Annotated in this window: 13 protein-coding genes; 9 read left to right on the top strand and 4 right to left on the bottom strand. The window is 70.2% G+C overall.

Annotated features, from left to right (window positions below; translation table 11 throughout):
• Positions 1–20: 20 nt before the first annotated feature.
• Positions 21–311 (bottom strand): 30S ribosomal protein S6, encoded by a 291-nt coding sequence (rpsF, locus tag ACH4PY_RS02760; RefSeq protein WP_031512681.1) that lies wholly within the window; start codon positions 309–311, stop codon positions 21–23.
• 268 nt (positions 312–579) lie between these two features.
• On the opposite strand from rpsF, the gene ACH4PY_RS02755 reads away from it, so the two are divergent.
• From ACH4PY_RS02755 to ACH4PY_RS02745, 3 genes are all read left to right on the top strand, one after another.
• Positions 580–888, top strand: a complete 309-nt coding sequence (locus ACH4PY_RS02755) for a hypothetical protein (RefSeq protein WP_398175168.1) — start codon at positions 580–582, stop codon at positions 886–888.
• A gap of 132 nt (positions 889–1,020) precedes the next feature.
• A complete protein-coding gene (locus ACH4PY_RS02750; protein WP_398175166.1) occupies positions 1,021–2,163 on the top strand; it encodes a lipid II:glycine glycyltransferase FemX in 1,143 nt (380 codons plus the stop codon).
• A gap of 34 nt (positions 2,164–2,197) precedes the next feature.
• On the top strand, positions 2,198–3,238 hold the full coding sequence (locus ACH4PY_RS02745) for an alanine racemase (RefSeq protein WP_398175164.1): 1,041 nt from the start codon (positions 2,198–2,200) through the stop codon (positions 3,236–3,238).
• On the opposite strand, the gene ACH4PY_RS02740 is transcribed toward ACH4PY_RS02745, so the two are convergent.
• A complete protein-coding gene (locus tag ACH4PY_RS02740) occupies positions 3,226–4,797 on the bottom strand; it encodes a glycosyltransferase family 87 protein (RefSeq protein WP_398175162.1) in 1,572 nt (523 codons plus the stop codon). The genes ACH4PY_RS02745 and ACH4PY_RS02740 overlap by 13 nt on opposite strands.
• A 158-nt stretch (positions 4,798–4,955) precedes the next feature.
• Positions 4,956–7,703, bottom strand: a complete 2,748-nt coding sequence (locus tag ACH4PY_RS02735; RefSeq protein WP_398175160.1) for a transglycosylase domain-containing protein — start codon at positions 7,701–7,703, stop codon at positions 4,956–4,958.
• 349 nt (positions 7,704–8,052) lie between these two features.
• Between ACH4PY_RS02735 and ACH4PY_RS02730 the strand changes: the two genes are divergently transcribed.
• The 3 genes from ACH4PY_RS02730 (at position 8,053) to ACH4PY_RS02720 (ending at position 11,213) form a co-directional block, all read left to right on the top strand.
• Positions 8,053–8,694 carry a helix-turn-helix transcriptional regulator gene (locus ACH4PY_RS02730; RefSeq protein ID WP_398175158.1) on the top strand — a complete coding sequence of 214 codons (642 nt, stop codon included), beginning with the start codon at positions 8,053–8,055 and terminating at the stop codon, positions 8,692–8,694.
• Positions 8,695–8,717: 23 nt separating this feature from the next.
• A complete protein-coding gene (locus tag ACH4PY_RS02725; RefSeq protein WP_398175156.1) occupies positions 8,718–9,800 on the top strand; it encodes an inositol-3-phosphate synthase in 1,083 nt (360 codons plus the stop codon).
• A 105-nt stretch (positions 9,801–9,905) separates the two neighbouring features.
• Positions 9,906–11,213 carry an MFS transporter gene (locus tag ACH4PY_RS02720; protein ID WP_398175154.1) on the top strand — a complete coding sequence of 436 codons (1,308 nt, stop codon included), beginning with the start codon at positions 9,906–9,908 and terminating at the stop codon, positions 11,211–11,213.
• A 94-nt stretch (positions 11,214–11,307) separates the two neighbouring features.
• Here ACH4PY_RS02720 and ACH4PY_RS02715 read toward each other — a convergent pair whose 3' ends face one another.
• Entirely contained in the window at positions 11,308–12,774 is a 1,467-nt protein-coding gene (locus ACH4PY_RS02715) for a CCA tRNA nucleotidyltransferase (RefSeq protein ID WP_398175152.1), read from the bottom strand.
• Positions 12,775–13,023: 249 nt separating this feature from the next.
• Between ACH4PY_RS02715 and ACH4PY_RS02710 the strand changes: the two genes are divergently transcribed.
• The 3 genes from ACH4PY_RS02710 (at position 13,024) to ACH4PY_RS02700 (ending at position 19,979) form a co-directional block, all read left to right on the top strand.
• Positions 13,024–15,297: a DUF6049 family protein gene (locus ACH4PY_RS02710; protein WP_398175150.1), complete on the top strand. Its 2,274-nt coding sequence runs from the start codon at positions 13,024–13,026 to the stop codon at positions 15,295–15,297.
• A 67-nt stretch (positions 15,298–15,364) separates the two neighbouring features.
• Positions 15,365–17,836 (top strand): murein biosynthesis integral membrane protein MurJ, encoded by a 2,472-nt coding sequence (gene murJ / locus ACH4PY_RS02705; protein WP_398175148.1) that lies wholly within the window; start codon positions 15,365–15,367, stop codon positions 17,834–17,836.
• 514 nt (positions 17,837–18,350) lie between these two features.
• Positions 18,351–19,979, top strand: a complete 1,629-nt coding sequence (locus tag ACH4PY_RS02700) for a protein kinase family protein (protein WP_398176044.1) — start codon at positions 18,351–18,353, stop codon at positions 19,977–19,979.
• The last annotated feature ends 7 nt before the right edge of the window (positions 19,980–19,986 follow it).

Genomic DNA, 19,986 nt, shown 5'->3' with positions numbered 1-19,986 from the left:
TAGCTACTCGGAGTCCGGTACTAGTGCAGTTCCGGACGGAGGACCTTGGTCCGCAGCACCGACTCGTTCAGGTTGAGCTGGCGGTCCAGCTCCTTGACGACCTCCGGCGATGCCTTCAGGTCGACGACCGAGTAGATGCCCTCGGGCTTCTTGTTGATCTCATAAGCGAGACGACGACGGCCCCAGGTGTCGACCTTCTCCACGCTGCCGCCGCCGTTGCGGACGACGGACAGGAAGGACTCGATCAGGGGGGCGACAGAGCGCTCCTCAAGATCGGGGTCGAGGATGAGCATGAGCTCGTAGTGACGCATAGGTGAACCCACCTCCTTTGGACTCAGCGGCCACGGCGTTTCCGTGGCAGGAGGGTTTGTATCTGCGTCGCAACGGTAGCGCGGGCCACTGACAGCCGGAGGAGTTCCCCCGGACTGCCCGACCGGGCCAGCGCAGACACCGGTGCAGACCGTACACAGTACCGGCTAGCGCTCTCGGGTTGAAATCCGCCCCCTAATGACCGCAATCTGTACACATCGGGTGTGTCAGGCGCCACAGCGCGCCACGACTCCGTCACGGAGGTACTCCATGGCACAGCACGCGGCACGAACCCACCGCCTCACCTTCAACACCGACGGCCGGCCCCATCCCCTGGTGAACTCGCTCGCGATCCTCACCCTCGTCCTGGGCGGGATCTCGATCATCTCCTCGGCCTTCAACAGCCTGCATCTGCTCAGTTCCTGGACCGGGATCGTCGGCATCTTCACCGGCGGCTGGGGCCAGTTCATCTCCGTCACGACGATCGAGCGCTTCGCCCTGATCGTCGGCCTCGGCATGTCCGCGGTCGGCTTCTACATCGGGGTGGCGCACGGTGGCCTGACCGGCGGGCTCTGGTAGCTGCCGCGCCGACGGTCCGGCGGGCTGTGGAAAAGCCGCGCCGTTGTCCACAGGGCTGGTGGGGGCGCTACCCCTGAGCAGTAGGCTTCGGGCCAGATAACCCCGCAGTCGTGAGCATGGGGAGCGCCCCGCATGAGTCTGACCCTGAGGACCATCACCCGAGAGCAGCACCTGGCATACATCCAGAGTCTGCCCTCGGCGAGCCACTGCCAGGTCCCCGCATGGGCCGACGTGAAGTCCGAGTGGCGGTCGGAGAGCCTCGGCTGGTTCGACGAGCAGCCCGGCCAGCTGTCCAAGGGCGGCGGCCGGCTGGTCGGCGTCGGCCTTGTCCTGTACCGGCAGCTGCCCAAGCTCAAGCGGTATCTGGCCTACATGCCCGAGGGCCCCGTCATCAACTGGTACGCGCCCAACCTGGACGAATGGCTCCAGCCGATGCTGCGCCACCTGAAGCAGAACGGCGCCTTCAGCGTGAAGATGGGCCCGCCGGTGATAATCCGCCGCTGGGAGGCCAACACCATCAAGGCGGGCATCGCCGACCCGGACATCAAGCGGCTGCGCGACGTGGAGGCCGACTTCATCGAGCCGCGCGCCTTCGAGGTGGCCGAGCGGCTGCGCCGGATGGGCTGGCAGCAGGGCGAGGACGGCGGCGCCGGCTTCGGTGACGTGCAGCCGCGCTACGTCTACCAGGTCCCGCTGGAGAACCGCTCGCTCGACGACATCCTGAAGAACTTCAACCAGCTGTGGCGCCGCAACATCAAGAAGGCCGAGAAGGCCGGCGTCCAGGTCATCCAGGGCGGCTACGACGACCTCCCGACCTGGCAGCAGCTCTACGAGATCACCGCGGTGCGCGACCAGTTCCGCCCCCGCCCGCTGGCCTACTTCCAGCGGATGTGGACCAAGCTCAACGCCGAGGACGCCAACCGGATGCGGCTCTACCTCGCGCTGCACGAGGGCGAGGCGGTCGCGGCGGCGACGATGCTCACCGTCGGCCGGCACGTCTGGTACTCCTACGGTGCCTCCGCCAACCACAAGCGCGAGGTCAGGCCGTCCAACGCGATGCAGTGGCGCATGCTGCGGGACGCGTACGCGATGGGTGCCAGCGTCTACGATCTGCGCGGTATCAGCGACTCCCTCGACGAGACCGACCACCTGTTCGGCCTGATCCAGTTCAAGGTGGGCACCGGCGGCCAGGCCGCCGAGTACCTGGGCGAGTGGGACTTCCCGCTCAACAAGCTGCTCCACAAGGCTCTCGACATCTACATGTCGCGCCGCTGACCGGCCGACGCACGACAGGAAGGTCCTCCAGGCCATGGCGCTCACGCTGTATGTCGACACCGCACGCTGGCGCGCCCACCAGCAGCAAGTGGCCGACCAGTTCCCCGGCATAGTCCCGGTCTGCAAAGGCAACGGCTACGGCTTCGGCCACGAGCGGCTCGCCGACGAGGCGACGCGGCTGCGCTCCGACATGCTCGCCGTCGGCACGACGTACGAAGCGGCCCGGATCAAGGACTTCTTCGGCGGCGACCTCCTCGTCCTGACCCCCTACCGGCTCGGCGAGGAACCGGTGCCGCTGCCGGACCGGGCGATCCGCTCGGTCTCCTCGGTCGAGGGGGTGCGCGGCCTGGTGGGCGCCCGGGTGGTCATCGAGGTCATGAGCTCGATGCGGCGCCACGGCGTGGGTGAGGACGACCTGGGCAAGCTGCACACCGCGATCGACGACGTGCGGCTGGAGGGCTTCGCCATCCACCTGCCGCTCGACCGCCCCGACGGCAGCGACGCGGTCGAGGAGGTCTTCGGCTGGATGGAGCGGCTGCGCGCCGCCCGGCTGCCGCTGCACACCATGTTCGTCAGCCACCTCAAGGCGACCGAGCAGGCCGCGCTCCAGCAGCAGTTCCCGCAGACCCGGTTCCGCGCCCGCATCGGTACGCGGATGTGGCTCGGCGACCACGACGCGACGGAGTACCGCGGCGCGGTCCTCGACGTCACCCGGATCGCCAAGGGCGAGCGCTACGGCTACCGGCAGGAGAAGGCCGCCGACGCCGGCCACCTGGTCGTCGTGGCGGGCGGCACCTCGCACGGTGTCGGCCTGGAGGCGCCCAAGGCGCTGCACGGCCTGATGCCGCGGGCCAAGGGCGTGGCCCGCGCGGGCCTGGCGACGGTGAACCGCAACCTGTCGCCGTTCGTCTGGGCGGGCAAGCAGCGGTGGTTCGCCGAGCCGCCGCACATGCAGGTGTCGATCCTCTTCCTGCCGGGCGACGTGGCACCGCCCGCGGTCGGTGACGAGCTGGTGGCGCACCTGCGGCACACCACCACGCAGTTCGACCGGATCGTGGACCGTCAGGCCTCGTAGCCCGTCCCGCCCGCGGGCCCGCCGCCGGGTGCGGCCGGCCCCGCGGGCCTGCCGAGGCCGCCGGGCTCGCCCGCCGGGCCGGGCACCCCGGCCGTCGCGGGCAGCGGCTCCGGCTCGGCGCCCGGGTCGGGCGCCATGGCCAGGACGAAGGAGTCCCCGGCTCCGTCGAGCACGCCGCCCACCGGGTCGTCGGAGCCGTCCTGCCGCAGGACGTCGTGCTCGGGCCGCAGGATGTCGCGGACGACCACGGCGCTGAGGTAGAGCACGCCCAGCAGGTGCAGCACGACGGCCAGCTGGTAGCCGTCGGTGGGCAGCCCGTGGTGCTTGGTGCCGCCGCTGACGTAGGCCAGCTCCATCCAGATGCCCAGGTAGTAGAGCACCTCGGCGCCCTGCCAGATGAGCAGGTCGCGCCAGCGCGGCCGTGCGAGCACGGCCAGCGGCAGCAGCCACAGCACGTACTGCGGCGAGTAGACCTTGTTGCTCACCACGAGCGCGGCCACCAGCAGGAAGGCGACCTGGCCGAGCCGCGGCCGACGCGGCGCGTAGAAGGTGAGGCCCGCGATCGCGGCGCACAGCACGATCATCAGTGCGGCGGCGTACGCGCTCACCCCGCTGAGCGGGTTGCCGGTGCGCTGCATGACGACCAGCCACAGCGACCCGTAGTCCACGCCCCGCGAGCGGGTGTAGCTGTAGAACTGCTCCCAGCCGGACCGGGCCAGCAGGATCACCGGCAGGTTGACCGCCAGCCAGGCCCCCACCGCGCCGCCCAGCGCCGCGCCGAAGGCCCGCATCCGGCCCGCCCGCACGCACACCAGCAGCAGGGCGAGCAGCAGCAGCACCGGGTAGATCTTCGCGGACGTGGCCAGGCCGATGAGCACACCGGCGGCCAGCGGCCGGCTGCGCGACCACAGCAGCAGACCCGCGGCGGCCAGGGCCACGGCGAACAGGTCCCAGTTGATCGTGGCCGACAGCGCGAGAGCCGGGGACAGCGCGATGAACAGCCCGTCCCACGGCCGCCGCCGGTTGGTGCGGGACACCAGCACGACGAGCGCGGCCGCGCAGATCATCAGCATGCCGGAGTTCACGATCCAGAAGATCTGGCTGCGGTGCTGCATGCTGCCACCGTGCGGCGTCAGCCAGGAGGCGACCTCCATGAAGAGCCCGGTCAGAACCGGGTACTCCAGGTGGTGGAAGCCGCTGCCGGAGAGCGAGCCGGGGATGCTGTCGAAGTACGGCACGACGTCGTCGGCGAAGCCGCGGTCGTGGTAAAGGTGCGGGATGTCGGAGTAGCAGGCGTGGATGTACTGGGCGTCGCCGCCCTGGAACCACCCGCCGTCGTAGCACGGTGCCTTCTGGACCATGCCGAGCGCGACCATCCCGATGACGATCAGCACCATCACGCGCAGCGCCGTCCACCAGCGGTGCCCACCGGTCTCGGCGTGCTTGCCCGCCGGGCCGCCGATCAGCTCGCTCGCGGCCGCGGCCAGCGAGTCCTCGTCGGTGGGGCGCACCGGAACGTCCCGCCGGTCGTCCTCTTCTCGATCGCGCACGCTCGTCATGCGCACATCCTGCCGTACGGGGCTGTGGGTGCAGCAGACCCCGTGACGGTCGTCATGCGATCCGGATGCGGATCGGCGACCGGCACGGGGTCTGGGAAAGGCCCGGCCTCAGCGGTCCGGGAGCCCGGCCCCGGGCGGGGACGGGCTCCCGGGGGCCGTCAGCCCGAGTTGCCTCGGGTGCCTCCGTTGTTGTTGCGTCCCGGGGGCCCGGTGTCCGTCGCCGTCGGCGAGGACGTCGGCGAGGAGCTGTTGCAGTCCTGCGGGTTGAAGATCGAGCAGCGCGGTGTGTCCGTGGGCGACGGTGTGTCGGTCGGCGGCTGCCACGTCGGCGTCTCGGTCGGGCCTTGGGTGGGCGTCTGCGACGGAGTCGGCGAGGTGGTCGGGGTCGGCGACGTCGTCATCGACGGCGTCGGGGACGGCGCGCCCTCCTCGCTGATCGTCTTGCCGTCGCCGATCTTGCCGGGCTTCGGGAAGCCGGGGTCGTCGGAGTTGCCGAGCGCGACCTTCATGTAGTTGGTCCACATGGTCGCCGGGATGTCACCACCGTGGGTGGTCGACGTCGGGCCACCGGTGCCGGCCATCGGCTGCAGCTGCGCCTTCTTGGAGTCCTGCCGGAACATCACGACCGAGGTGGACAGCTGCTGGGTGTAGCCGACGAACCAGGCCGACCGCGTGCCCCCGTCGGTGTCGGTGGTACCGGTCTTGCCGGCCACGTCGCGGTGCAACGCCAGCGCGGCCTTACCGGTGCCCTTCTTCACCACGTTCTGCAGCACCTGGGTCACGGTGTCGGCGACCGCGGGCTGGAGCGCCACCGTCTTGGTGCGCTCCGGCCTCTTGAACGCGTGGTCGGTGTCCCCGTCGTGCAGCACCTTGGTCACCGAGTACGGCTCGACGGAGACGCCCGAGTCGGCGAACGTCCCGTAGGCGTTCGCCATACGGATCGCGCTGGGCGTCGAGGTGCCGATGGAGAACGAGGCGACGTTCTGGGTGGCCTTCATCGAGTCCTCGAGGATGCCGGACTTGAGCGCGACGTCCCTCACCTTGTCCAGGCCGACGTCCTCGCCGAGCTGGACGAAGGGGGAGTTGATGGACTGCTCCATCGCCTTGTTCAAGGTGACGTAGCCCCACTTGGTACCGGACTCGTTCTTCTGTCGGAAGACCGAGCCGTCCTTGGTCTTGATCTGGTTGCCGTCGTGGTCCTTGATCGGGATCAGGTCGTCGGCGTTGTACTTGCTGTCCGGCGTGAGCGGCTTGCCGTCGCTGTAGTTCGTGCCGTAGGTCATCGCGGCGGCGAGCACGAAGGGCTTGAAAGTTGAACCGACGGGGACGCCCAGGGTGTCGGCATTGTTGTTGAACTCGCCCTTGTCCATGCCGGGGCCGCCGTAGAGGGCCACGATCTTGCCGTCACCCGGTACGACGGAGGCCGCGCCGAACTGCACGTTGGTGTCGGCGTCACCCTTGAACTGGGGGTCGCCGCCGGTGTACATGTGCCCGGCTCCGGGCTTGATCCGCTCCGCCTGGACCTTCTCGACGGAGGTCTTCAGCGCGTCGACCTTGGCTTTGTCGAAGGTCGTGTAGATCTGATAGCCGCCCCGGTCCAGCATGTCCTGGGTGATCTTCGGATTGGAGTGCTGGATTATGTAGTTGTTGGCCGTCGAGACCAGGTAGCCGATCTGGCCGCTCATTCCGACCTGGGCCTTGAGCCCGTCCGGGTCCGGGAATTTGGTGTACGTCGCGCGCCTGGCGGCGCTCATGTGACCGAAACGGACCTCGTTGTCGAGGATCGACTTCCAGCGGGATTCGGCACGCGCCCTGTTCGCGGCGGGCGTCGCCGAGCTGTCGATGCTCACGTTGCCGTTGGGGTCGTAGTACGTCGGGCCCTTCAGCAGCGCGGCGAGCATCGCGCACTGGCTGGGATCGAGCTTCTCGGCGTCGACGTGGTAATACGTCTGCGCTGCGGCCTGGATACCCCACGCGCCCCGTCCGAAGTACGAGGTGTTCAGATAGCCGGCCATGATGTCGTTCTTGCCGACCGTGCGGCCGACCTTTATGGAGATGAACAGCTCTTTGAACTTGCGGCTCACCGTCTGCGACTGATCCAGCATGGTGTTCTTGACGTACTGCTGGGTGATCGTCGAGCCGCCCTGGGTCTCGCCGCCGCGCGCCATGTTGAACAGCGCGCGGGCGATGCCCTTCGGGTCGACGCCCTTGTCCGTCTCGAAGCTCTTGTTCTCCGCCGAGATCACCGCGTCGCGCATGGCCTTGGGGATCTTCTCGTACGGGATGTTCTGCCGGTTGACGCTGCCGCCACCGGTGACCATGCGGGAGCCGTCGGCCCAGTAGTAGACGTTGTTCTGGGCCTGCGAGGCCTTGTTCACGTCGGGGACGTCCACCATGGCGTACGCGATGCCCGCGATGCCGACGAGGGTGCCGATGAAACCGACGCAGAGCGCGGTGACCTGCCGCCAGGACGGCATCCAGCGACGCCAGCCGTCCTTGCCGAAGCGCGGGTAGTCGATGAAGCGCTTCTTGCCGGGGCGCCTGGCGGGCCCCCGCCCGCCACGTCCCGCCGGGCCCCCCGGCCCGCCCGGACCGCTGCCCGCGCCGCCGCCTCGGCGCCGCCCGTGCCCCTGGGCCGCGCGGCGCGCCGCCGCCCGGCCCTGGTAGGGCTCACCGCCGGAGTCCCTGCCGCCGCCGATGATGTCCGGGCCGTCGGCCCGTGGGCCGTGCGAACCGCTCGGCGATCCGGCGGGGACGTCGCGTCCGCCGCGGTCGCCGGGCGGCGGGCCGCCTCCGGACCGGTGGCCGCCGGACGGCGGGGGCGTCGGCTGCTGTCCCCCGCGCCGGGCGGCTGCGCGGCCGCCGGACGGCGACGGCGGCTGCTGCTTGCGACGGTGCTCGCTCATGAACAGCTACTCCTCGACAGGCGGGTTCGCCTGAAGGCATCGGTGACATTGCGGACGGTCCCCCTGCATGCGGCTGGGTCAGGCCGCACTGCACCGTGGATCAAGACGCCCGCCAGCGGCGTGGGGTTCCCGGTGCTCCGCATGGCGAACAGAGTACGCAGGGTCAAAAGACCCACGATGCGTATGTTCACCACATAGCGGGCTCCGCGGAGCTCACAGGTTTACGGATGTGACGCCGGTCACGAGAGCTCGCCTTGCGCGATGTCTCGCGCCGCTCTATCGTCACGATGTATCGACTCGATACATCGGATCGACAGAAGCGCGAAACGAGAGGACGAGGGACGGGCCATTGAGCAAGCGCTCCGGAATCCTCGAATTCGCGGTTCTCGGTTTGCTGCGCGAGTCCCCGATGCACGGGTACGAGCTGCGCAAGCGGCTCAATACCTCGCTCGGGGTCTTCCGGGCCTTCAGTTACGGGAGCCTGTATCCCTGTCTGAAGACGCTGGTCGCGCTGGGGTGGCTGGTGGAGGAGCCGGCGGTGGACAGCGATCCGCACGCCGCGCCTCTGGCCGGGCGCCGTGCGAAGATCGTCTACCGGCTAACGGCGGCGGGCAAGGAGCACTTCGAGGAGCTCCTGGCCCACTCAGGTCCCGACGCCTGGGAGGACGAGCACTTCGCAGCCCGCTTCGCCTTCTTCGGCCAGACGTCCAAGGACGTCAGGATGCGGGTGCTCGAAGGGCGGCGCAGCCGCCTGGAGGAGCGCCTGGAGAAGATGCGCGTCTCACTGGCCCGCACCCGCGAGCGGCTCGACGACTACACGCTCGAGCTGCAGCGGCACGGCATGGAGTCGGTGGAGCGCGAGGTCCGCTGGCTCAACGAGCTGATCGAGACCGAGCGGGCCGGGCGCACGATGCGCTCGCCCGATCAGCGGGACGACAACGACAACAACCAAGAGAACGGCGGCCGACCCGAAGCCCGGGGAACCGCGTGACGATTACACAGGGAGCAACGGGTATGGGCGCGGTTCGCGTAGCCATCGTCGGTGTGGGCAACTGCGCCACGTCGCTGGTGCAGGGCGTCGAGTACTACAAGGACGCTGACCCGGACGGCAAGGTGCCTGGTCTCATGCACGTGCAGTTCGGCGACTACCACGTGCGCGACGTCGAGTTCGTCGCCGCCTTCGACGTCGACGCGAAGAAGGTCGGCCTCGACCTCGCGGACGCCATCGGCGCCAGCGAGAACAACACCATCAAGATCTGCGACGTGCCGCAGACCGGCGTGACGGTCCAGCGCGGCCACACGCTCGACGGCCTCGGCAAGTACTACCGGGAGACCATCGAGGAGTCCGCCGAGGAGCCCGTGGACGTCGTCCAGGTGCTCAAGGACCGCCAGGTGGACGTGCTGGTCTGCTACCTGCCCGTCGGTTCCGAGGCCGCGGCGAAGTTCTACGCCCAGTGCGCCATCGACGCCAAGGTCGCCTTCGTCAACGCCCTCCCGGTCTTCATCGCCGGCACCAAGGAGTGGGCGGACAAGTTCACCGAGGCCGGTGTGCCGATCGTCGGCGACGACATCAAGTCGCAGGTGGGCGCGACCATCACGCACCGCGTGATGGCCAAGCTCTTCGAGGACCGCGGTGTGGTCCTCGAGCGCACCATGCAGCTGAACGTCGGCGGCAACATGGACTTCAAGAACATGCTCGAGCGCGAGCGCCTGGAGTCCAAGAAGATCTCCAAGACGCAGGCCGTCACCTCGCAGATCCCCGACCGCGACCTCGGCGCCAAGAACGTGCACATCGGCCCGTCCGACTACGTGCAGTGGCTCGACGACCGGAAGTGGGCGTACGTCCGCCTCGAGGGCCGCGCCTTTGGTGACGTCCCGCTGAACCTGGAGTACAAGCTGGAGGTCTGGGACTCCCCGAACTCCGCCGGTGTCATCATCGACGCCCTGCGTGCCGCGAAGATCGCCAAGGACCGCGGCATCGGCGGCCCGATCCTGTCGGCGTCCTCGTACTTCATGAAGTCCCCGCCGGTGCAGTACTTCGACGACGAGGCCCGCGAGAACGTGGAGAAGTTCATCCGCGGCGACGTCGAGCGCTGACACACCGCTCGCACGGGTCCGTAGCGTTCGCGCTGCTTACGGCTCTCACACGTAAGGCCCTGGGTCGCGTACCCGGGGCCTTACGCGTCGTGTGAGGCTGTGCGCATGGGCCTTCTGCGTGACCTGCGCGTTCTGCTGCGGCAGCCGGACTTCCGCCGGCTGCTCGGGGTACGCCTGCTGTCCCAGCTGTCCGACGGCGTCTTCCAAATCGCACTGGCCGCCTACGTGGTCTTCTCGCCGGAGAAGCAGGCGACCCCGGGGGCGGTCGCCTCCGCGATGGCGGTCCTGCTGCTGCCCTACTCGCTGCTCGGCCCTTTCACCGGCGTCCTGCTCGACCGCTGGCGGCGCCGCCAGGTGCTGCTCTACTGCAACCTGCTGCGGGCGGTGCTGTCCTGCGGCACCGCGGGGCTCATCCTGCTGCACGTCCCGGACTGGCTGTTCTACCTGTCCGCCCTGTCGGTGACGGCGGTCAACCGCTTCGTCCTGGCCGGACTCTCCGCGGCCCTGCCCCGGGTGGTGGACCGGGACGCCCTGGTGACCGCCAACGCGCTCTCCCCGACCGCAGGCACCCTGGCGGCCACCGTCGGCGGCGGCGCCGCGTTCGTGGTCCACCTCTTCGCCGCCGAGGGCGACGCGGCCAACGCCACGACCGTGCTGCTCGGGGCGCTGCTCTACCTGTGCGCCGGTCTGGCCGCGCTCACCCTGGGACGCGATCTGCTCGGTCCCGACCCCGAGCGGGTGCGCCCGCGTGTGCTGTCCGCCCTCGCCGGGACCGCGCAGGGGCTGCGCGAAGGGATGGGGCATCTGCGTCGCAGGCCGCCGGCCGCGCGGGCGATGGCGGCCATGACGGCCATGCGCTTCTGCTTCGGCGCGCTCACCGTGACCCTGCTGATGCTCTGCCGCTACTCCTGGTCCGACGCCTCCGACGCCGATGCGGGGCTCGGCCTGCTGGGGCTCGCCGTGGGGCTGTCGGCGGCCGGGTTCTTCGCCGCGGCGCTCATCACGCCCTGGGCCACCGGGCGGTTCGGCACCTCCGGGTGGATCGTCGGGTGCTGTGCCGCCTCGGCGGTGCTGCTGCCGCCGCTCGCGCTGTCCTTCACGCTCGCGCCCATGATGCTCGCCGCGGTCGTGTTCGGGCTCACCACACAGGGCGCCAAGATCGCCACCGACACGGTCGTGCAGGCGCAGGTGGACGACGCGTACCGGGGCCGGGTCTTCTCGGTCTACGACGTGGTCTTCAACGTCGCCTTCGTGGGCGCCGCCGCGGTCGCGGCCCTGGTGCTGCCCGCCGACGGACGCTCGCCGGTACTGATCGTGGCCCTCGCGCTCATCTACGCCGCCACCGCGCTGGGGATGGCGCGGGTCCGCGATGTTTCACGTGAAACACCGCGCGCGAGCACCTCGGCGAACTGACCCCCGGCCGACCGACACGGGGGGAACAACACGGGCGGCCATGTTCCACGTGAAACATGGCCGCCCGCCACCACCACCGCCGAGGAGCCCGGCCTCATCCGGCGGACTGCGCCGCCCACCACTCGTGCAGGGCCGCGGTCGCGGCCTCCTCACCCAGCGGGCCGTTCTCCAGCCGCAGCTCCAGCAGATGCTGGTACGCCTTGCCCACCACCGGCCCCGGCGGGACACCCAGGATCGACATGATCTGGTTGCCGTCCAGATCGGGCCGGATCGCGTCCAGCTCCTCCTGCTCCTGGAGCTCGGCGATCCGGGCCTCCAGGCTGTCGTACGTCCGCGACAGCGCCGCCGCCTTGCGCTTGTTGCGGGTCGTGCAGTCGGAGCGGGTGAGCTTGTGCAGCCGCTCCAGCAGCGGCCCCGCGTCCCGTACGTAGCGGCGCACCGCGGAGTCCGTCCACTCGCCGCCGCCGTAGCCGTGGAAGCGCAGATGCAGCTCGACCAGCCGGGAGACGTCCTTGACCAGCTCGTTGGAGTACTTCAGCTGGAGCATGCGCGCCTTGGTCAGCTTGGCGCCCACCACCTCGTGGTGGTGGAAGGACACCCGGCCGTCCGACTCGAAACGCCGGGTCTTGGGCTTGCCGATGTCGTGCAACAGCGCGGCGAGCCGCAGCACCAGGTCAGGGCCGTCCTGCTCCAGGTCGATCGCCTGCTCCAGCACCGTCAGCGTGTGCTCGTAGACGTCCTTGTGCCGGAAGTGCTCGTCACGCTCCAGCCGCAGGGCCGACAGCTCGGGCAGCACCCGGTCGGCGAGCCCTGTGTCCACCAGCAGCCGCAGCCCCTTGCGCGGGTGGTCGGAGAGGATCAGCTTGTTCAGCTCGTCCCGGATCCGCTCGGCCGAGACGATCTCGATCCGGTCGGCCATCTCCGTCATGGCGACGACCACCTCGGGCGCCACCTCGAAGTCCAGCTGGGCGGCGAAGCGGGCGGCCCGCAGCATCCGCAGCGGATCGTCGGAGAAGGACGCCTCGGGCGCACCCGGGGTGCGCAGCACCCGGGCCGCGAGGTCGTTGAGGCCGCCGTAGGGGTCGATGAAGTCGCTGCCGGGCAGCGCCACCGCCATGGCGTTCACCGTGAAGTCCCGGCGGACCAGGTCCTCCTCGATGGTGTCGCCGTAGGAGACCTCGGGCTTGCGGGACGTGCGGTCGTACGCCTCGCTGCGGTAGGTGGTGACCTCGATCTGGAAGCCGCGTGTGGTGCCGTCCAGCCCCTGCGCCTTCTTCATGCCGCCGACGGTGCCGAAGGCGATGCCGACCTCCCACACGGCGTCCGCCCACGGCCGCAGGATCTTCAGGACCTGCTCGGGGCGCGCGTCAGTGGTGAAGTCCAGGTCGTTGCCGAGCCGGCCCAGCAGGGTGTCCCGGACCGAGCCGCCGACCAGGGCGAGGGCGAAGCCGGCGGCGCGGAAGCGGCGCCCCAGCTCCTCGGCGACGGGCTCGACCTGGCGGGAGGCCTGGGCGGCACCGGCGGACGACGGGGTCTGAGCGGCATTGTTGGCATTCGGCACAACGTAAAAGGGTACGGGTCCGCGGGCGCCCCGCGCGCACAGGTTTCCCGGCCCGTCCGGGCTCCGGTACCAAGCCCGTATCAAGCTGCCGTCCACGGCACTGCGGCACAGCGCCGATCGTTACCATGCCAGCACGCACATCGGATGGACCAGCACGGCAGACGATCAGATTCACAGACGAGGACGGGCGAACGCGTGGGCGAGGCGGCACAGTCACCCGGAAAGTCCCCGTCCCGGGTCCGGCGCCGGATGGCACAGGTCCTGGCTCTGGCGACCGGCGGGGCCCTGCTGACCGGGCTGCTGCAGGCCACCACCGCGCCCGCCGCCCAGGCGGCCGCTCCGTCCGGCTCGCGTGCGGTCACGGTCTCGCTGGACGCCCTCACCCCTCGCATCCCGGCCAAGGGCGGAACGGTCACCGTCTCCGGCCGACTCACCAACAACGGCAAGTCCGCGGTCACCGGTGCCCATGTGGGCTTCCGGGTGCGCTCCGACGGCCCGCTGGACACCCGCAGTGCTCTCAAGGACTCGGCTTCCCGCACCGGCTACAGCTACGCGCAGGACGGCGACGAGGTCGAGAACCACACCGCCACCGTGGCCGACCTCCCGCCGGGCGGGAAGACCACCTTCACCCTCACCGTCCCGGTCAGCGCCCTCGACTTCACCGACGCGGGTGTCTACCAGCTGGGCGTGGCGCTGGAGGGCAGCACCTCGTCCGACCCGTCGGAGCACGTCGTCGGCATCAAGCGCACCTTCCTGCCCTGGTACGGCGCGGACGACGCCACCGGCACCAAGCACACCAAGATCAGCTATCTGTGGCCGCTCATCGACACCTCGCACATCGCGCCGCGCGGCGACACCGACTCCCAGCGCAGCCCGATCTTCCTCGACGACGACCTCGCCACCGAGCTGGCGCCGGGCGGGCGGCTGCGGACGATGGTCGATCTGGCCCGCAATCTGCAGGTGACCTGGGTCGTCGATCCCGATCTGCTGGCCACCGTGGAGTTCATGACCAAGGGCTACCGGGTGGTGGGCCCCGGCGGCGACGTCACCAAGACCACCGCCGGGAGGGGCACCGACCTCGCCAAGCAGTGGCTGAACGACCTCAGACTCGCGGTCGCCGGCGACGAGGTGATCGCCCTCCCCTTCGGTGACACCGACCTGGCCTCCGTGGCCCACCAGGGACAGAAGGTCCCCGGCACCACGGGCTATCTGAAGACCGGCACGACGCTCGGGCTGACCACCGTCGAGACGATCCTCGGCAGCACGCCGACCGCCGACGTGGCATGGCCGGTGGACGGCGCGATCGACCCGTCCATCGTCTCGGTGGCCCGGACCGGCGGCGCCAAGCGGATCATCGCGCGCAGCGACACCTTCCACGAGAGCGACGACCTGGACCACACGCCGAACGCGGCCCGGTCCATCGGCAAGGGCACCACGGCCGTGGTCAGCGACGCGACGCTGTCGACCGCCTTCAGCGGCACGATGTCCGACGCCGAGGACACCAACCTCGCGGTGCAGAGCTACATCGCACAGACCCTGATGATCACCATGGAGGCGCCGGAGAGGCAGCGCTCGGTGGTGGTCGCACCGCAGCGGATGCCCACCGTCGCCCAGGCCCGGGCCATGGCGGAGGCGATCCACGAGACCTCGACGGCCGCATGGGCCACACCGGTCTACTTCGACGAGGCCGCCTCCGCCCACGCCGACCCGCGCGCCAACCATTCGGTGCCGTCGGCGAAGTCCTATCCGGCGGCGCTGCGCAAGCAGGAGTCGACCGTCCAGGACTTCGCCCAGATCCACGAGACGCAGAAGCACCTCAACACCTTCGTGGTGATCCTCACCCGCCAGGACCGCGTCACCGTCCCGTTCGGCAACGCGGTGCTCCGCTCGATGTCCACCAACTGGCGCGGCAACGTGGCGGGCGCCATGGCCTACCGCAACGCGATCGGCCTGTACCTCACGGACCTCATCGACTCGGTCCACATCGTCGACAAGACAACGCTGACCCTGTCCGGACGCAGCGGCACCATCCCGATCACGGTGAAGAACGAGCTCGGCCAGCCGGTGAACGTGGTGCTGAAGCTCACGTCGGGCGCCAACATCAGGCTGGAGATCAAGGACTCCGACCAGCCGATCGCCATCGACGGTGGCCACACCCGTACCCTGAAGTTCCAGACCAAGGCCGGCGCGAACGGGACGGTGAACGTCGTCGCCGCCCTGTACACCGTGGACAATCAGATGTACGGCAGCTCGACGTCCTTCGATGTCCACATCAACAAGGTCACCGACCTTGTGATGCTCGTCATCGGCGCCGGATTGCTGCTCCTGGTCCTGGCCGGGGTACGGATCTACCGTCAGCGCAAGAAACTGGCCGCCTCGGGCGGTGGGGACGACGGCGGCGACGGCGGGGACGGCGACGAGGACACGGACGGAACGGACCCGGAGCAGCCGGGTGACCCTGCCGCTGACACCGGGCCGGAAACCCGGGAGCCATCACCAGCAGGTGAGAAAGTGGACGGGTAGCCGGAGACAATAAGGTGGGGCACTGATGAACGCGCCGTACGACGGTGACCGCGACTCTGCGGGCCAGATGCCCCAATCTCCCGACGAGGGTCCGGCGGCACCCGACCCGTATCTGCAGAACACGTATGCCTACGATCCGTACCAGCAGCAGGATCCGGCACAGTGGCAGCAGCAGTCCGGCTACCCGGAGCAGAACCCGTACCCGGACGCGGCCGCGGCGCAGTACCCGCAGTACCCGGCGGCGGACGCGCCGGTCCAGGGGCAGGAGCAGCAGGGCCAGGAGTACGACGCCTTCGCGCACCTCTTCCGCGACCAGCAGCCGCAGTATCCGCAGCAGGACGGCGGCTACCAGCAGGGCTACCCCCAGCAGCAACAGCAGGGCGGCTACGACCCGCGCACCGGCTACCAGCAGAGCGGGTACGAGCAGAACTACCCGCAGCAGGACTACCACCAGCAGCAGGGCTACCCGCAGGACGGCTACCAGGGCGGACAGGGCGGTCACCAGCAGGGCGGTGGCTACCAGGGGTACCCGTCGCAGCAGTACGGCTACCCGGCCGGCTATCCGCACATGCCGTCGGCGAACGAGACGACCGGCTTCTCCCTGCCGGTCTTCCAGGACACCGGCTACGCCCAGGAGATGTACCAGAGCCAGGCGTACGGCGACGCGCGCTACGCCGACCAGCAGTACGTCGACCCGCGCTACGCCGACCCCCGCTACGGCTACCCGTACCAGCAGCCCTACCAGGAGCCGTACCAGCAGCCCTACGAGGACCAGGGGCAGCAGCCGTACCCGCCGCAGGACTACCAGCCCGGCCATTCCCCGCAGGGTCCCCAGCAGGGCGCTCCGGCCGCCCCGGGCACCCCCCGGCGGGCGCCCGCGCCCACGGCCCCCGCGGCAGCGGCCAAGGGCGGCGGCATCCTCAAGTCCAGCGCCCTGATGGCCGCGGGCACCCTGGTGTCCCGCCTCACCGGCTTCGTACGCACCCTGGTGATCGCCGCCGCGATCGGCGTGGCGACCCTCGGCGACTCCTACGCCGTCGCGAACACCCTGCCGACGATGATCTACATCCTCACCATCGGCGGCGGCCTGAACTCGGTGTTCGTCCCGCAGCTGGTGCGGGCGATGAAGGACGACGACGACGGCGGCTCGGCGTACGCCAACCGGCTGCTGACCGTGGTGATGGTGATCCTCGGCGGCATCGTCGCGGTCACCGTGATCGCGGCGCCGCTGCTCATCCGGCTGATGTCCGCAAAGATCGCCGACAACCCGGACACGTACGACGTGGCGATCACCTTCGCCCGCTACTGCCTTCCCACGATCTTCTTCATGGGTGTGCACGTGGTCATGGGCCAGGTGCTCAACGCGCGCGGCCGCTTCGGCGCGATGATGTGGACCCCGGTACTGAACAACATCGTGGTGATCTTCACCTTCGGCATGTTCATCTGGGTCTACGGCTCCTACAGCACCACGCGGATGGACGCCACCACCATCACCCCCGAGGGCGCCCGGCTGCTGGGCATCGGCACCCTGCTCGGCCTGGTGGTGCAGTCCCTCGCGATGCTGCCCTACCTGCGGGACGCCGGGTTCAAGTTCCGCCCGCGGTTCGACTGGCGCGGGCACGGGCTCGGCAAGGCCGCCAAGCTCGCGAAGTGGACGTTCTTCTTCGTGCTCGCCAACCAGGCCGGCCTGATCGTGGTCACCCAGCTCGCCACCTGGGCGGGCGCCAACGCCGACAAGAGCGGCTTCCAGGGCACGGGCATCACGGCCTACAACAACGCGCTGCTCATCTGGCAGATGCCGCAGGCGATCATCACGGTGTCGGTGATGGCCGCGGTGCTGCCGCGGATCTCCCGCGCCGTCGCCGACGGCGACATTGCCGCGGTCCGCGACGACATCTCCTACGGCCTGCGCACCTCGGCGGTCGCGATCGTGCCCGCCGCCTTCGCCTTCCTCGCGCTGGGCGTCCCGATGTGCACCCTGCTCTACGCGAGCACCAACGCGGGCTCCGCCCGCAACATCGGCTTCATCCTGATGGCCTTCGGCGGCGGCCTGATCCCCTACTCCGTGCAGTACGTCATCCTGCGCGGCTTCTACGCCTTCGAGGACACCCGCACCCCCTTCTACAACACCGTGATCGTGGCCGCCGTCAACGCGGCGGCCTCCGGCATCTGCTTCCTGGTGCTGCCCGCCCGCTGGGCCGTGGTCGGCATGGCGTTCTCCTACGGCCTCGCCTACGCGGTCGGCGTCGGGGTGGCCGTCAAGCGGCTGCGCGGCCGACTGGGCGGCGACCTCGACGGCCGCCGGGTGGTCCGCACGTACGCCCGGCTCATCGGGGCCTGCATCCCGGCCGCCGGGATCGCCGGGATCGCGGTGTGGATGCTCAGCGACAAGCTGGGCGGCGGGGTGACCGGGTCGCTGGCGTCGCTGGTGGTCGGTGGCGGCCTGCTCATGGGCATCTTCCTGCTGATCGCGAAGCAGATGCGGATCCAGGAGCTGAACGGCATGATCGGCATGGTCCGGGGGCGGCTCGGGCGCTGACCGCGCCAGCGGCCCGCCGACAGCACTCCGTGGGCAACCATCGCGGGCCGCCGCGTGTCGTGCATACAGCCGGACTGCGGGCACAATTGTCCTCGGCTCGATGTGAGATCGTGCACTGGATGGGGAGGCAGGAACGACGGTGGCGGATCGGAGCACGGCGGCCGTCGAGGTGGCCGAAGAGGGCAGCGCACCGTCTGACCCCGAGCAGGACGGCACACCCGACGGAACCCCGACGGACGGCCGGCACGGCAGCAGCGCCGACGGCGACACCACGTCCGAGGACACGGCAGAGGGCGACCCCACCACCGACGTGACCGCACAGCAGACGACACACGACCCCGACACGTCCACCGGCTCCGAGCCCGCACCCGAGGCGGACGACTCCGGGACGGCCCACTCCGAGACGTCGGGCTCCGGGACGGACGCCGAACCGACCAGCTCCGAGGAGGCGGCCGAGGCCCGGACCGATACGGAAGTCCTCGCCGAGACCGGACCCGAAACCGATGAGCGGCCCGTGGAGGGCCCCGCGGCCGACTCCGGCACCGACACACCGGAAACCCCCGCCGAGGCCCCGCAGACCGCCGCCGAGCCTGCTGTCGGCAAGCCCGAGCCGCGCCCCCGCCCCAAGCCGACCGCGCCGGAACTGCACAGCGGCCACCGGCTCGCCCGCCGCTACCAGCTCGCCGAGTGCGTGACCCGGGTCGACGGCTTCAGCAGCTGGCGCGCGGTGGACGAGAAGCTCCGCCGCGCCGTCGGCATCCACCTGCTGCCCGCCGAGCACCCGCGGGCCCGGCAGGTGCTGGCCGCGGCCCGGTCGGCGGCGCTGCTCGGCGACCCGCGCTTCGTCCAGGTCCTCGACGCGGTCGAGGAGGACGAGCTGGTCTACGTGATCCACGAGTGGCTGCCCGACGCCATCTCGCTGGCGGACCTGCTCGCCTCGGGCCCGATGGAGCCGCACGAGACCTACCAGATGGCCGCCCAGGTCTCCCAGGGCATGGCCGCCGCGCACCGCGAGGGTCTGGCCCATCTGCGGCTGGACCCGGGCGCGGTGCTGCGCACCAGCTCCGGGCAGTACCGCATCCGCGGGCTCGCCGTCGCCGCCGCCCTGCGCGGACTGAGCGCCGACCGCCCGCAGCGGCAGGACACCGAGGCGATCGGCGCCCTGATCTACGCCTGCCTCACCCAGCGCTGGCCCTACGAGGACGACGCGCACGGCCTGACGGGACTCCCCAAGGGCGTCGGTCTGGTCGCGCCCGACCAGCTGCGCGCCGGGGTCCACCGCGCTCTGTCCGACGTGGCGATGCGCGCCCTCGTCAACGACGGTGCGACCGCCTCCCGCGAGGAGCCGCCCTGCACCACCCCGGAGGAGCTGGCGAAGGCGGTCGCCGGGATCCCGCGGATCCGGCCGCCCGAGCACACCAAGCCCGTCTACCGGCAGCACGTCTACCAGCAGCCCCCGCAGCCGCCCGCCAACGCGTCCCTCTACACCGCCCCGGAGTCCGCGCCGGTCGCGCCGCCCGCGCTCCCGGGCCGCACCGGCAGCGCGCTCAAGTGGGCCGTGTCCGCACTGCTGATCGTGGCCATCGGGCTCGGCAGCTGGCAGCTCGCGGACGCCCTGAAGTCGCGGGAGAACTCCACTCCCACCCCGACACCGACGCCCACGGCGCAGCCGCACTCCGCGCCCCCGCCGGTGGCTCCGCTGACGATCGTCGGGGCGAAGTCGTTCGACCCCCAGGGCGACGGCTCCGAATCGCCCAAGCTCGTCGGCAACGCCTATGACAAGGACGCCTCGACCTACTGGCAGACGCTGGCCTACACCCGCGCGGACCTCGGCGGCCTCAAGGAGGGCGTCGGCCTCGTGCTGGACCTGGGCGCCGACCACCCCGTTACGTCGGTCACCGTCGACCTGGCCGGGGGCGGCACCGACCTGGAGCTGCTGGCCGCACCCCCGGGCACGAGGACCCAGCCGCAGCAGGCGACCGGCTTCACCAAGGTCGCCTCCGGCTCCGGCACCTCCCGGGTGACACTCAAGCCCGCCTCCCCGGTGACCACCCGCTACCTGGTCGTCTGGCTGACCAAGCTCCCGCTCGCCCCGAACGGCCAGTTCCGTGGCAAGATCTCGGAGATCAGCGTCATCGGCTGACCGACCG

This window comes from Streptomyces sp. NPDC021224, assembly GCF_044332905.1.
Taxonomy (GTDB): Bacteria; Actinomycetota; Actinomycetes; order Streptomycetales; family Streptomycetaceae; genus Actinacidiphila.
Note: the sequence above shows the minus strand (reverse complement) of the source record. Positions and strands in the feature narration are given on the sequence as shown.

Excerpts from the sequence above, each read along its gene's own strand:
- ACH4PY_RS02710 (WP_398175150.1), top strand. The coding sequence starts at position 13,024 with ATGGCACAGGTCCTGGCTCTGGCGACCGGCGGGGCCCTGCTGACCGGG.
- ACH4PY_RS02735 (WP_398175160.1), bottom strand. The coding sequence starts at position 7,703 with ATGAGCGAGCACCGTCGCAAGCAGCAGCCGCCGTCGCCGTCCGGCGGC.
- ACH4PY_RS02725 (WP_398175156.1), top strand. The coding sequence starts at position 8,718 with ATGGGCGCGGTTCGCGTAGCCATCGTCGGTGTGGGCAACTGCGCCACG.
- ACH4PY_RS02755 (WP_398175168.1), top strand. The coding sequence starts at position 580 with ATGGCACAGCACGCGGCACGAACCCACCGCCTCACCTTCAACACCGAC.
- murJ (WP_398175148.1), top strand. The coding sequence starts at position 15,365 with ATGCCCCAATCTCCCGACGAGGGTCCGGCGGCACCCGACCCGTATCTG.
- ACH4PY_RS02720 (WP_398175154.1), top strand. The coding sequence starts at position 9,906 with ATGGGCCTTCTGCGTGACCTGCGCGTTCTGCTGCGGCAGCCGGACTTC.
- ACH4PY_RS02745 (WP_398175164.1), top strand. The coding sequence starts at position 2,198 with ATGGCGCTCACGCTGTATGTCGACACCGCACGCTGGCGCGCCCACCAG.
- ACH4PY_RS02750 (WP_398175166.1), top strand. The coding sequence starts at position 1,021 with ATGAGTCTGACCCTGAGGACCATCACCCGAGAGCAGCACCTGGCATAC.
- ACH4PY_RS02740 (WP_398175162.1), bottom strand. The coding sequence starts at position 4,797 with ATGACGAGCGTGCGCGATCGAGAAGAGGACGACCGGCGGGACGTTCCG.
- rpsF (WP_031512681.1), bottom strand. The coding sequence starts at position 311 with ATGCGTCACTACGAGCTCATGCTCATCCTCGACCCCGATCTTGAGGAG.